This is a genomic window from Bacillus sp. PK6-013 (genome assembly GCF_054161445.1).
Genome location: NZ_CP096417.1, coordinates 2169495 through 2185385 on the forward strand (window position 1 = coordinate 2169495; position 15891 = coordinate 2185385).

Below are 15891 nucleotides of genomic sequence, written 5' to 3' on the forward strand. Positions count from 1 at the left end.
TCTCTTGCAAGTGCGACGAACTAAAATGAGGGACTCTTTTGTTAAACGGATCATCCGCACATGTAAACGGATACCGTGTAGCCTAAAGCTTTTGAAAGTGAAGCAAAACTGTATCTTAATTGGTTAAGGTACAGTTTTTTTATGAGATTTTTCAAAAACACGTGAGATGATATTTTTTACGAATAAATGATGACAATTTATTTCCATTTCTGCTCGGAGTGCGTGGAATTCCAGCTCTGTTTTTTGAATAAAATGGTATAAACATCGTGATATTTTCTCCGCTTTAGAGCTTTTCTTATGTTATGAGCAGTAAAGACAAGAATTTTGCAGATGAGATAAAATAACCATTTTCTAAAAAATTATTGAATTTATTGTAAACATTGTTGTATTTTATCGAATTTGTATTACAATGATTCTCATACGTATGATTTAGCCATATATTGTCATATAACCTGTAATTATTTTACTTTTTTATTCTCTTATATTTGAAATGGAGGGGTTCCATTGAATACAACCTACACTTTGACCCATGCTCAAAGGAGAGTATGGTTTACCGAGCTGCTCGATCCGGGTACAAGTATCTGCAATCTTGCAGCCTGTGTCAAATTCAGGGGCGCTATTGACCTTGATGTGCTGCGGCGGGCTTTGGACTTTTCAGTTTCCCGGCATGATTCACTTCATTTTCAGCTGACAGAAGGGAAAGGGGAAGAGCCTGATCTTTATCTCGCTGAACATCGCTCGCTTTCCATAGAGACCATTGATTTGACAAAGGCCGGCAAGTCCGAACGGAATAAGTGGATTGACGATCAGACTTCGATTCCGTTTAAGCTGTTTCATTCACCGCTTTATCAATTCACCCTGCTGGCGATTTCGAGCGAAGAAGTTTGGCTCTATGCAAAATTCCACCATATCATAATGGACGGTATTTCTCTTAATCTGCTAGGCAATCAACTGATTGAGATGTATCAAAAAATGATTCGGAATGAACCCTTACCTCAACATCATGAACCTTCCTATCTCACCTATATCGAAAAAGAGAAGCAATACTTGCAATCTTCCCGGTTTGAAAAAGACCGTTTATTTTGGACAAACACCTACCACACCATTCCAGAACATTTCCCACTAACAGAAAAAGCCTTGCCTCAACAACAAAGCACCGCCGCTTTAAGAGAAACCCTGACTCTTTCACATCCCTTGGCAGAATCAATCCGACACTTTTGCGAAAAGCATCAAATCAGCATTCTTTCTCTGTTTATGGCTTCGTTTTACATATGCATCAGCAGAATGACATCCAGCAAGGATATTGTGATTGGGACCTATTACGGAAACCGCGCCTCCAGGCTGGAAAAAGACATGCTCGGTATGTTTGTGAGCACACTGCCAATCAGAATGGAAGTTGATCCGGATTGTGATGTTCTTTCATTTGTCACAAGCATCGGGAAAGAACAGCTTTCAGTCATGCGTCATCAAAAATATCCCTACAATCTGCTGATGAACGAATTAAGGCATCAGCATGGTGATCTGCAAAATTTAATCGTCACTTCCATACAGTATCAGCCGCTTCAATGGCAACAAGCAGATGGCTTTGAATATGAAACGGCCATGTATTTCAGCGGGCGCACTGCAAATCAGCTGTCTGTTTCAATTAAAGAGCGCCTTGATACCGGTATCATACAGTTAAATTTTGATTATCAAACCGCTATGTTTACTGAACATGACATCAAACGGATTCAATCCCATCTTTTAACCGTTTTGGAGAAGGCGCTTGAGAAGCCGGACCAGCCGATTAAAAACATCGATATGGTAGAGTCCAACGAAAAGGAACGGATTTTGTCTGCTTTTAACCAAACAGATTCCGTCAAACCTTTGGCGCCGACGCTGCATGGTTTTTTCACCCGCCGCGCGGCGCTGTCGCCGAGCTTGCCGGCGCTTCGTTTTTCCGGCGGTATCTTAACGTACGGAGAGCTTGATCAGTATACCAATCAACTTGCTGTCCGGTTGAAGAAAAAAGGCGTCGCCAAAGAAAGTGTGGTCGGCGTGCTCGCCGACCGTTCACCGGAGATGGTGATCGCGGTGCTGGCTGTTTTGAAAGCCGGCGGCGCTTACGTGCCGCTTGATCCAGACTATCCTGAAGAACGGCTCAGATATATGCTCGCTGACAGTGGCGCCCGGCTTCTCGTCACAGGGCCGGGTTTGTCCGTCTCCGGATTTTCCGGGGAAACGCTTGAAGTCAACCTGTCATCACTTCGAACGGAACCAGCGGAGAACGAACCGGTTTGCGCTCATACGGATGGCGGCTCACTCGCCTATGTCATCTATACATCCGGTTCAACCGGGACACCGAAGGGCGTCGCGGTTGAGCACCGACAGGCTGCCGCCTTTTTGTCCGGGATGCAGCGCCAGTTCCCATTAACTGAAGATGATGTCATCGTGCTCAAGTCATCGTTTTCATTTGATGCTTCGATCTGGCAGTTGTTTTGGTGGATGATTCCCGGCGCCTCCATGTATTTGCTTCCGCAGGACTGGGAGAAGGATCCCGCTTTAATGACAGAAGCCTTCACAAACGAAGGAGTGACGACGGCGCATTTTATCCCGGCGATGGCCAACAGCTTTTTAGACCAGGTGGAGATGGAAACAGAGGAGAAAAGGACAAGCCTTGCGAAAACCTTGAAACGCGTATTCGCCGGAGGTGAAGCGCTCGCTCCCCAGACAGCCGCCCGATTTGCCCGGTCTTTGCCGGAGACTGCGGTCATTCACGGCTACGGGCCGACAGAAGCTACGGTGGATGCCGCATTTTATCGGTACGACCATGAAAAAGACAGGGAACGGATGCGGCTTCCGATCGGAAAACCTGTACCGGGAGCCCGTCTTTATATTTTAGACAGTGAGAAAGCTGTCCAGCCCATAGGGGTGGCCGGAGAACTGTATATCGCAGGCGCGGGCGTCGCAAGGGGCTACTTGAACCGTCCGGAGCTGACAGAAGAACGGTTTCTCGATGACCCCTTTTATTCAGGGGAACGCATGTATCAAACGGGCGATCTGGCGAGATGGCTCCCGGACGGCACCGTTGAATGGCTGGGCCGCATGGACGGTCAAGTGAAAATCCGCGGCTACCGGATCGAACCGGGGGAAGTCGAAGCGGCGCTTCGCCAGATCGACGGCGTGCGGGAAGCGGCGGTTGTCGCACGGACAGAAGGGGAGGAAACCGAGCTTTACGCCTATATTGAAGGTCAGGACCAAAAGACCGCAAGGACAGAACTGGGCAAACGCCTGCCGGTCTATATGATGCCTTCAGCCTTCATCGAGATGGAAAAGTGGCCTGTCACTCCGAGCGGAAAGCTTGACCACAAGGCGCTGCCCGCTCCCGACGGAGCGGCTGAACGACGCGCTTATACCGCGCCGCAAACCATCACGGAAATGAAGCTCGCTAAGCTTTGGGAAGAGGTGCTGAAATACGGCCCTGCCGGCACTCGCGACCACTTTTTTGAACAAGGCGGCCACTCGCTGAAAGCGACAGCGCTCGTCTCCCGCATCGCCAAAGCGTTTGGCGTGCAGGTGCTGCTGAAAGAGATTTTCGCCAAGCCGACACTGGAAGAGCTCGCCGCCGTGATTCAGGAATTGGATGAAAGTCCGCATGCGGCGATTGAACCGGCGGACAAACAGGACACCTACCCGGTGTCCTCGGCGCAAAAGCGGATGTATGTGCTTCAGCAGCTGGAAGACGGCGGTGTCGGCTACAATATGCCGGCGGCGCTTAAGCTGACAGGACCGCTCGACCGCGCCCGGCTTGATGAAGTATTCAGGCAGCTGATCCGCCGCCACGAATCGCTCAGGACGTCGTTTGAAACCGGGGCTGACGGCGAGCCTGTCCAGCGCATCCATGATGATGTCCCGTTTCAGCTGATGGAGTTGGTCGCGGCTGAAGACTTTGTCCGTCCGTTCCGGCTTCAAGAAGCGCCGCTTTTCCGCGCCGCTCTTGTGAAGGAGGCGGAGGAGAGCCACCTGTTGTTGGTGGACATGCATCACATCATTTCCGACGGGGTGTCTGTCGGCACCTTAATCCGCGAATTCAGCGAGCTGTACGTCAGCCAGACGCTTCACCCGCTGCGGATTCAATATAAAGACTACGCCGTCTGGCAACAGGCATTCAAACAAAGGGAGGCGTACAACAGACAGGAAGCCTATTGGCTGAAGCAGCTCGACGGAGAGCTACCGGTGCTGGAGCTTCCGGCCGACAACGCCCGCCCGGCGGTGCGAAGCTTTGCGGGTGATACAGTGTCCCGCACGCTTGATGCGAAAACAACAGCCGGCCTATACAAGATCGCCCGCGACAACGGCTGCACCCTGTATATGGTTCTTCTCGCCGCGTACAGCACGCTTCTTGCCCGGCTCAGCGGACAGGAGGATATCATCATCGGTTCACCGATCGCCGGAAGGCCGCACAAAGACTTAGAACCTGTCATCGGCATGTTTGTCAACACATTGGCGATCAGAACGCATCCGGCAGAAAACAAATGTTTCAGCGATTTTTTAAGGGAGGTCCGAGAAACGGCGCTTGAGGCGTTCGAACATCAGGATTATCCGTTTGAGGAGCTTGTCGACCGGCTCGATGTCGTCCGTGATATGAGCCGCAATCCGCTGTTTGACGCCATGTTTATTTTGCAAAACATGGAACAGCACGATATGCAATTAGCCGGCCTTCAAGTCAATCGCGTTCAAACATTTGCCCATCAAGTATCTATTTTTGACCTTACATTGACCGCTTGCGAATCTAACGGGAATATCCGTCTCGACATGGAATTCAGCACCGATCTTTTCTTAAAAACAACCATCGAGCGCTGGATGAAACATTTGCTTGTACTTTTGCGCCATATCGCCCATCAGCCCGAGACAGATCTTGCACGCTTCAATCTTCTGAACGATGAAGATCAATACCAAATTCTTGTTGAATTTAATCACAAACACCTTCAACTTCCAGAACGAACAGCAGTGTTTCACGAACTGTTTGAAGAAACAACAGCGAATAATCCTCAGAAAATCGCAGTCATTGAGGGCTCGAAACAGATCAGCTATCACCAATTGAATGGTCGCGCCAATCGACTGGCGCGGACGCTTCAAACAGCCGGAATCGGTCCTGGAAAACGAGTTGCGATTTTGGCCAATCGTTCGATTGAAGCCATCATAGGTGTTTTGGCCGTGCTGAAAGCGGGAGGAGCGTATATCCCGATAGATTCCCATTATCCAGAAGAAAGAATTCGGTTTTTATTAAAAGACAGCGAAGCATCTGCGCTACTGGCCCAGGCTGAATATATAGATATCGCTTCACTTTTGACAGATGGCAGTATGCCTTGCATCCAGCTTGACCATGAACATAATGGCCTGCACGAGGAAAATATAGTTTCAACAGCAACTCCAAAAGATACTGCCTATGTCATCTATACTTCGGGAACAACAGGAGCGCCAAAAGGAGTTGAAGTCAGACATCGCAATTTCACACATGCAGCGCTTGCTTGGCGAAGCATCTATGAGCTTGACCGCACACCGGCGAGAGTGCTGCAAATGGCCAGTTTCTCGTTTGATGTCTTTTCAGGAGACATAGCCCGGGCATTCTTAGACGGGGGAACGCTTGTGATTTGCCCGGATGATGTCCGAATTGAGCCCGAACTGTTATGTAAGCTGATGAATCAACAGCAGATTACATTAATGGAATCGACACCAGCCCTGATTGTTCCCTTTATGGAATATGTTTACCGGCGGAAATATCGATTACCGAGCCTAAAGGTGCTGATTCTGGGCTCAGATATTGTCAGTGCACAGGATTTTTACACATTAAATGAACGATTCGGAAAAGAGATGCGGATCATCAACAGCTACGGTGTAACAGAGGCGACCATTGATTCAAGCTATTATGAAATCACGATGAGTAAAGAGCGCTATCACGATTTTGTACCGATCGGCATTCCGCTCCCAAATGTACAAATGTATGTTCTCAACAAGAACAAACAAGTTCAGCCCATCGGCGTCCCGGGAGAACTTTTTATTGGGGGAGAAGGCGTGGCCAAAGGTTATTGGCGAAAAGCAGATTTGACAAAAGCCAAATTCAGCGATCCTTTAGCGCAAGGTCGGCCGCTGTATCAAACCGGAGATCAGGCCTGCTGGCTTCCTGACGGCACCCTCCGTCTTTATGGGCGTCTTGATCAACAAGTCAAAATAAAGGGCTACAGAATTGAGCTCGAAGAAATAGAAAATGCGCTTTTGAAGAACGAGCATGTCAAAGAAGCGGCAGTCGCCATTCAAAAAGATATTGAAGAAAAAACCTATTTGGCGGCATACGTCGTTCCTAAAGAAGCAGACATCATCGATTTGCGTTTAGATTTGGCAAAAAGGCTTCCGGCTTACATGATTCCAGCTCATTTTGTCGGTTTAGAGAAAATGCCGCTTACATTTAACGGCAAATTGAATAAAGACGCTTTGCCTGCTGCACATGTTCAGCCCCTGGAAACTTACCATGCCCCGCAAAATGAAAAACAAGCATTGCTATGCCGGATTTGGGAGGATGTGCTCCATGTACGGCAAGCCGGCATCACCGACTCTTTCTTTCAGCTGGGGGGAGACTCCATAAAAGCGCTGCAAGTGTCGGCTCGTCTTGCCGCTGAAGGATGGGATATGACGATTCGGGATTTATTTCAATTTCCGACCATTGAAGAACTGGCGAGTCACCTGACTCCGACCGTATCAATTGCCGATCAGGGACCTGTTGAAGGGAATGCCAGTCTAACACCTGTACAGCAAAGGTTTTTTGCCTATCCTGGCGCCTTTGAACATCATTACAATCAAGCTGTCATGCTCACAAGTGAAAAAAGATTGGACGAGACTGCACTGCGCCGGGCCGTATCCGCTTTAATCAAGCATCATGACGCCTTGCGGATGATGTTTAAAAAAGACGATAACGGACGCATCCTTCAATATAATCGCGGAATCAGTCAAACGGATGAGGATGGATTCAGCTTTAAGACCATAGACCTCGCCGATGAGACGCAGATTGCCGAACGCATAGAAGCGGAGGAAAAACGAATACAGCGGGCAATACGTTTGGACGAAGGACTCCTTTGTCACATTGGATTGTTCAGATTGCGGGATGCAGACCATCTGCTGATCGCCATTCATCATCTGATTGTGGATGGTGTGTCATGGAGAATTTTGCTTGAAGATTTACAAACAGCTTATCAGCAAGCTTTAGCAGACAGAAAAATTAAATTGCCGCAGAAAAGCGATTCTTACGTAACATATGCAAACAGGCTGCATCCATTGTCAACAAGCAACGAACTGCTTGAGGAAGCGGCATATTGGGAGCATGCGATATCTTTTGAAACAGCCGCATTACCAAAAGACGGTCATAGGAATGCGGACAGGCTGCAAAAAACGGCACTCATCGCTTCGCGCATGTTAAGCGTGAAACTGACAAACCAGCTGCTGTTTCAGACAAAACAGGCATACGGCACAGAGGTGAATGAACTGATGCTGGCGGCCTTGGGAATGGCGCTTGCCGATTGGACGAAACGTGAGCATTTCCTTGTCAGTGTTGAGGGACATGGCAGGGAAGGACATGTTCCGGACATTGATATTTCCAGAACTGTAGGATGGTTCACCTCGATATATCCGGTTCTTCTGGACATGAGTGTACCGGACAATTCAAGCGAAAAAACCGCTTGCCGTATAAAAAACGTGAAAGACATGATGAGACGCGTGCCGAACCAAGGAACCGGATACGGGCTTTTGCAATCGTCCCAACGTATTCAGCACCGTGAACCTGAAATCTGCTTTAACTATCTCGGACAGTTCGACGGTCTCGAAGGAATGATGCGGATGTCTCCTTATCAGCCGCGCCACAACATTGCAGAAGAGCGGCCGAGAGAATTTGATTTGGACATTAATGCCATGGTCGTCAATCAGCGGCTTGATATTCAAACTGTCTATACCGACGTCTTTTCCAGGCGTACGATTGAAACATTTATGGATGGCTTCCATGACCGCCTTTGTGAGGTGATTGAGCATTGTTCCGCCAAGAAAAAACGAGAAAAAACATTGAGCGATTTCAGCAATAAACAATTGACTTCCGCTTCATTCGAAAGTATTGCCAATCTCGTAAAAAAACTTTAATTTCGCCGGAAAGGTGTGTGGCATTCATGGCGCAAGAGACAGAGATTCAAGATATTTATCCATTGTCATATATGCAGGAAGGAATGCTGTTTCATTCACTGCTTCACCCTGATTCAAACGCCTATATTGAACAAATTTCCTTCACCATCAGCGGTGATTTGTGTCTGGATTCATTTCAGAAGAGTCTGGATCTATTGATTGAACGTTACGACATTTTCAGAACGATTTATATAAAAGAGGTGCCTGATCTGGACGGGCCGCAGCAAGTCGTTCTATCACACCGAAAAGTAGCTGTTCAGACGGAGAATATTTCTGCCTTGACGGCTGAACAACAGAATACGTTGATAAATAGCTGCAAACAAGCAGATCGGCATCAACGGTTCGACCTGCAAAAAGGCCCATTAATGCGGCTGACCCTGTATCAAACAGGAGAAAAACGGCATACATGCGTCTGGACCCACCACCACATCATGATGGATGGATGGAGCTTAGGTATTGTGCTGCAAGATTTTTTCCATATGTACTACGCTCTAAGAAACGGCCGGCCTTTCCGCCTTGGGAAGCCGGCGCCTTACAGCACATACATGACTTGGCTTCGCGGTCAGAATAGAGAAAAAACAGCTGCCTTCTGGTCCGATTATTTGGAAGGGTACGGGGAGTCTGTCTCTGTCCCCGGTTCAAAAAGCAAAACAACAGAAGGCGGTTATACACCGAGACACCTTCAATACTCACTCAAGCCGGAAACGGTTGAAAAACTTTCCGATTTAGCAAGGCGATTGGGCGTGACGTTAAACACGTTGTTTACAAGTATATGGGGCTTGCTTCTGCACCGCTACAACGCGACTGATGACGCTGTATTCGGCGCAGTTGTTTCAGGGAGGCCTTCCGCCATTGACGGAATCGAATCAATGGCCGGATTGTTCATTAACACGGTGCCTGTCCGGATTCGTTCTTCCGCGGGTATGTCATTTTCTTCACTCGCCAAACAAGTGCAAAAAGACATCCTGACTTGTGAAGATCACGGCTATTATCCTCTCTATGAGATTCAAAACGAGAGCGGCTTAAACAAAGACCTGGTCAATCATATCCTTGTATTTGAAAATTATCCCGTCCAAATGCAGAAAGAGGTTAACGGCTGGGAAGAATCGGAGGAAAACGCTCTTCATCTTGATCATTTTTCCACGTCAGAGGAAACCAATTACGACTTGAATATTGTCATTGTTCCCGGTGAGACCTTTTACATAAAATTCAGCTATAACGCCGAGGTCTATGATCAAACCGACATACTTCGGCTTCAAGGGCATGTAAAAGAAGTGATCGATTGTATACTATCAGATCCCGATCAATTGATCACAAGCATTGATCCCGTGCCACTCGCTGAAAAAAAACTGATTCATTCCTTTCACGGCAAACAGCGAACTTATCCGGATCAAACAGTTTATGAGCTGTTTGAAGAGCAGGCCGCCAAAACACCGAAACAAGAGGCGCTCAGATTCAATGAAACAAGCTGGAGCTACCGTGAATTAGATGAGCGAGCTAATCAAATCGCTCGTGCGCTAAGGAAAGAAGGCGCAGGTCCAAATCAAGTTGCAGCTGTTATGCTGCGCCGCTCAAAAGAAACTGTCGCAGCTCTTCTCGGCATCTGGAAATCGGGCAGTGCGTATATGCCGCTTGATCCGGATCATCCGCCTGAGCGGCTCTCGTTTCTCTTACGCGACAGTCAAGCCAAATGGCTCGTTACGCAACAAGAACTGCTCCCTTTTATCCCTGCGGATTACAAAGGGAAGATTGTCACAATTGAAGAAACAGACGCGGAACCAAAAGCCGCTCTTTCAGTACAGTCAGACAGCGAAAATTGGGCCTACATCATTTATACATCAGGGACAACGGGGCAGCCCAAAGGGGTGCTCGTCAGCCACAGAAGCATTTCCAATACATTGCAATGGAGACGGGAAGAATACAGCATGACAGACCGAGATATCGCGCTCCATCTCTTTTCATATGTGTTTGACGGGTCAATAACAGGTCTGTTCACACCGCTTCTGTCAGGCTCCTGCGTCTTGCTGACCGATGAAGATGATGCAAAAGATGTCGTGGCTATGAAACAGCTTATCGCCCAACACGGCGTCAGCCATCTGCTCTTCGTTCCTTCCTTATACCGCGTACTGCTGGAGACCTTGACAAAAACAGACGCGGAAACACTCCGGGCTGTGACATTCGCCGGGGAAGCCGTGACACCTGATTTAATCACCGTAAGCCGCGAGATTTGCAGCAACGCCGAACTGATAAACGAATACGGACCGACAGAAAACAGCGTGTCAACGACGGTGCTGCGGAATCTTCAGAAAAGCGAGCGATTGACAATCGGACGGCCGGTTGATAATACATCTGTCTATATTATGCACGGGAACCTCCTTCAGCCGATCGGTGCTGTCGGTGAATTATGCATTTCAGGAAAAGGCCTTGCTGAAGGGTACTTTCAGCAAAAGGAATTGACAGATCAAGCCTTTACCGCCCATCCCTTTCATGAAGGAGAACGGCTGTACAGGACAGGGGATAAGGCGCGCTTTTTGCCGGATGGAACGATCGAATACCTTGGACGCCTGGATCACCAAGTAAAAGTCAGAGGATTCAGAATAGAACTAGGAGAAATTGAATCCGCACTTCGCGGTATTTCCGGGGTAAAAGACGCGGCGGCACTCGTACGCACCACAGCAGATGGAGAACAGGAGCTTGCGGCTTATGTTGTGTTGCAAAAGGAAACAGAGCGCTTGGACCTGCATAGAGCCCTTGCCGGGAAATTGCCGGCCTATATGATGCCTGACAGCTTTACAATACTGCCCAAAATGCCGCTTACAACGAGCGGAAAGCTGGATCGCTCCGGTCTCCCGGAACCGGCACATTCAGGCGGGACAGACGTCATGCCGAAAGCGCCCCGCACTTTGCTGGAAACAGAGCTTATGTCGATTTGGCAAGACGTGTTGAAGCGGGAGCGGATTAGCATACATGATGATTTCTTCCAATTGGGCGGTCAATCTCTTAAAGCGGCGGCGCTTGTCTCAAAAATCTATCAGCGGCTTAATGTTCAGCTGCCGATTCGCGAAGTCTTTTCATATCCGACGATTGCCAGCATGGCTCCTGCAATAGAACGGGTCAAAAGTGAGACCCGTCCGGAGATAAAACCGGCGCCGGAAAAAAATCTGTATCCTTTGTCTTTCGCGCAAAAAAGGCTCTATGCCCTGCATCAGCTGGCAAAAGACAGTACAAGCTACAACATGCCCGCTTGCTTGGAACTCTGCGGAACACTGAACCGAAAGCGATTGAAAGAAACTTTTGCATCATTAATCGACAGACATGAGGCGCTGCGCACTTCGTTTGTTTTACAGGACGGGGAGCCGATGCAAAAAGTCGTATCATCTGCCGAAGTGAAATGGACAGAGTTGCACATCCAATCCGAGAAATCGCTCAATGAAGTGTTGGAATCGTTCGTTCAGCCGTTTGATCTTGAAAGAGCTCCGCTGATCAGAGTCTGTTTAGCCGCGTTGAACAAAGACCGGCATTTCTTCCTGCTTGATATGCATCATCTCATTGCTGACGGAATGTCAATGAGCACGTTTATTCGTGAATTCACGGCCATTTACAGCGGGAAAGAGCTGCCTCCATTGACACTGCAATATAAAGATTTCGCTGTATGGCAAAATGAACAGTTTTCAGCCGGGGCATTCTGCAGCCAAAAACAGTACTGGCTGGAAGTGCTGAAGGGAACGTTGCCGGTGCTGGACTTGCCGCTTGATCAAAAACGGCCGCTTCTCCCCGATTTTAGCGGAGACACTTTGACCACGCATATTGACAGGGAAACAGGGGCAAAGCTGCGCCAGTTAATGGATGAGACCGGTTCAACGTTATATATGGTGTTGCTGGCTGGCTTCTCAGTCTTTCTTTCTAAAATGAGCGGCCAAGAGGATATTGTCATCGGTTCGCCTGCACATGGCCGAGAACGCGCAGAACTTGATGGCGTGATCGGGATGTTCGTGAATACAATGGCGATGCGAAGCAAGCCTGAAGGGAATAAAACAGTCCGTACATATTTGAAAGAGATCAAAACACTGACACTTGAGGCTGTTGACAACCAATATTATCCGTTTGAGGAGCTCGTCCAACACCTTGACGCCCCACGAGAAGTGAACCGCAACCCGCTTTTTGACGCTATGCTGGTGCTTGAAAACAGCGATGATTTCAAGATGGAATTACCGGAACTGACGCTTTTATCACATAAACTGCCGCATCACTCGTCAAAGTTTGATTTGACTTTGCATGCCGAAGAACAAGATGACGGTACGATCAGCTGTCATTTTGAGTACAGTACCGCCTTATTTGAAAAGGCAACGGTCGCGCGCTGGTCTGATCATTTTAAAGCGCTAATCGGCAGCATGTCGGCCAATCACGACATGAAACTGTCCGACATGCAAATGCTGACTCCGAAAGAACAAAACATGCTGATCAATGCTGCAGGAGAAACGGCTGAATACCCGAGACAAGAGAACATCGCGAGTCTATTTGAAAAACAGGCAATGGCCGCTCCGGATCAAATAGCCGCCGTGATCGATGATCGGCAGCTGTCTTACCGGGAACTTGATGAAAAGGCTGAACGGACAGCTGCTGTGTTGAATGAACATGGTGTCGGTTCAGGGCAAGTGGTCGGTTTAATGACAGACCGTTCACTCGATATGCTGGTTGGGATTCTCGGCATCTTAAAAGCGGGAGGCGCCTATTTGCCGATCGACCCTGATTATCCAGCTGAACGGATCCGCTTTATGCTGAATGACAGCGGGGCCAAACTGCTGCTTACTCAATCCGGACAACAATGGGAAGAACCTATAGACATACCTGTTTTATATATTGACGAGGCAGAAAAAGCCGCAGCGAAAAGGCGGCGCCAGCCGATATCAGCCGAACAGCCGGCATATGTGATCTACACATCAGGAACAACAGGAAAGCCAAAAGGTGTAGTGATTGAACACCGCAATGTGGTCAGCCTGATCAAACATGACGAGCTGCCTTTTTCATTCGGATCCCGGGACGTCTGGACACTGTTCCATTCCTATTGTTTCGACTTCTCGGTTTGGGAAATATTCGGCGCTCTTTTACACGGCGGAAAAATTGTCATTGTCCCGAAAGAAACCGCCCGCGATCCCCATGTCTACCGGCGGCTTTTACAAAAAGAAGGCGTGACTGTGCTAAACCAGACGCCTACAGCTTTTCACGGGCTTATCGATGAAGAATTAAGGCATTCGGACCGCTTACAGCTCCGCTATGTCATCTTCGGGGGAGAAGCCCTGCAGCCCGGGATGCTGATGAACTGGATTGAGAAGTATCCAGAAACGGATCTCATCAATATGTACGGCATTACCGAAATAACGGTGCACGCCACGTATAAAAAGCTGACTCGAACCGATATGAAACACAATAAAAGCAATATCGGAAAACCTCTGGCAACCCTACAAGCCTATGTCGCGGACGCCTATATGAACCTGCAGCCTGTCGGTGTGCCGGGAGAACTGTATATCGCAGGCGCCGGAGTCGCAAGAGGCTATATCAACAGAGAAGAGCTGACCGCTTCCCGATTCATCACAAATCCATATGTCGGAGGTCAGCGCCTGTATCGTACGGGAGACATCGTCAAAAGGATGCCAAACGGCGAGCTGGAATATGTCGGCAGAAAAGATGCGCAAGTGAAGATCAGAGGATACCGGATTGAGTTGGGAGAAATCAGAAGCGCCCTTCAAGAACTGCCTCCAATCAAGGAAGCAGCAGTCATAACAAGAAATGACAAAGACGGACAGCAATCGATCTATGGATATGCGGTAACGGCGCAGAGTATGAATGAAGCAGAGATTCGTACATCTCTCAGAACGCTCCTCCCGGAATACATGATACCCGCGCGGATCATACAGGTTGATGAACTGCCGCTGACAGCTAACGGCAAGCTCGACGAAAATGCGCTGCCAGAACCGGCGGCCAATCAGGGCGCAGGTGAAGATATAAGTCCAAGAAACGATATTGAACAGATGATGGCTGAGATTTGGGAAGAGCTCTTAGGAATGGAGGGGCTCGGTGTGAACGCCCATTTCTTTCACCTTGGCGGAGATTCTATTAAAGCGCTGCAAGTATGCGCAAGGCTAAAGCAGCGAGGCTATGAAACAACGGTTCGCGAGCTGTTTAAACATCAGACGCTTGCCGAGCTGTCAAAGCGGGTAACGAAAGTCCGGCGCGAGATTGATCAAGCGCCCGTCAACGGCGAAGTGCCGCTGACGCCTGTACAGCACTGGTTTTTCTCACAACCTTTGTCACACGATCACTTTCATCAATCTGTCATGCTGCACAGTTCCGCGCGATTTGATGAAACAGCTCTGCAAAAAACACTCGCCCATATCGTGGTCCATCATGACGCATTGCGGATGGTATGCGGATATCAAGACGGAGTTTTAACGCAGTACAACAGAGCCGAAGAGCTTGCCAAAGAGGAGCTGTTTTCGTTTGAACTGCTTGATGTAAGAGAAGCAGGATCATTAGCTCAAGAGCATGTGATGATTGAAAGGGCCGCGGAACATATTCAGAAATCGATTCAGCTTCAGACAGGGCCGCTTGTTGCAGCCGGCGTTTTTCGCGGATCGGACGGCGATCATTTGCTGCTTGTGATTCATCACCTTGTCATCGACGGAGTATCATGGCGCATCCTCTTCGAAGATTTAACCGCCGGATACAAACAGGCCCTGGCGGGAAAAGAAATCGTGCTTCCGGAAAAGACAGATTCCTATCAAACCTATGCCAAGCGGCTGACCGATTACGCAACAAGCCGACAGCTATTACGGGAAATAGATTACTGGACTGAAAGGGAAAAAACAAGAGTTGAACCGCTTCCGAAAGATGCCGAAACCATTACGAATCTGCTGCAAGATACAGACACCATAGACATTCGGCTGACAAAACAAGAAACAGAGCGTCTGTTAACGGCTGTAAACAAGCCGTATACGACAGATACAAATGACATATTACTCGCCGCGTTAGGTCTTGCGCTTCACAAATGGACCGGCAATGATCGATTCAAAATCAGCTTGGAAGGCCATGGAAGAGAAGCGCATTTGGAGGATATCGATATCAGCCGGACGGTCGGCTGGTTTACCTCGATTTATCCTGTTTTACTCGATGCAAGCCTTCCGGAGTCCGCAGATGATCATGAGCGTTTCGGCTACCACATCAAGCGGACAAAAGACATGCTGCGCCGTATTCCGTATAAGGGCGTTGGCTACGGGGTGCTGAAATACATCGGCGGCATGTGGGAACCTGAAGATTTCCAGCGTCCCGACATCAGCTTTAACTATTTGGGACAGTTTGACGAAGATATCAAGTCGAGCGGATTTCGCGTTTCTCCCGTCAAAGCGGGGCATGAGATCAGTCCGGATTGGGAGCGGCCTCATCTTCTCGATATCAGCGGCGCCGTATCTTCAGAATGTCTCGTCATGCACTTTGTCTACAACCGGCTTCAATATGAGAAAGAAACAGTACAAGCTCTGGCAGACCATGTTCAATTTTTTCTCAAAACGATCATCAAGCATTGCACAGAGAAAGAAAACCATGAAAAAAGTGCAACAGACTTCACTGATGAAGATTTAACTTTGGAGGAACTAAGCGACATTATGGGAGCTGTCAATAAATTATAGAAAAGGAGAG

General features: G+C 48.5%; 2 protein-coding genes. Both read left to right on the top strand.

Features of this window, described 5'->3' with window-relative positions; all coding sequences use genetic code 11:
* Nucleotides 1-504: 504 nt before the first annotated feature.
* Nucleotides 505-8160, top strand: coding sequence for an amino acid adenylation domain-containing protein (locus M1E03_RS11030; RefSeq protein ID WP_458110440.1), 7656 nt, complete (start codon nt 505-507; stop codon nt 8158-8160).
* Between the two features lie 26 nt (nt 8161-8186).
* The gene (locus M1E03_RS11035) at nt 8187-15881 is read left to right on the top strand and encodes a non-ribosomal peptide synthetase (RefSeq protein ID WP_274685512.1); all 7695 of its coding nucleotides are present in this window, start codon (nt 8187-8189) and stop codon (nt 15879-15881) included.
* Nucleotides 15882-15891: the final 10 nt, after the last annotated feature.

Bases quoted from the DNA above. Each gene is read 5' to 3' on its own strand.
- M1E03_RS11035 (WP_274685512.1), top strand. From the start codon at position 8,187: ATGGCGCAAGAGACAGAGATTCAAGATATTTATCCATTGTCATATATG.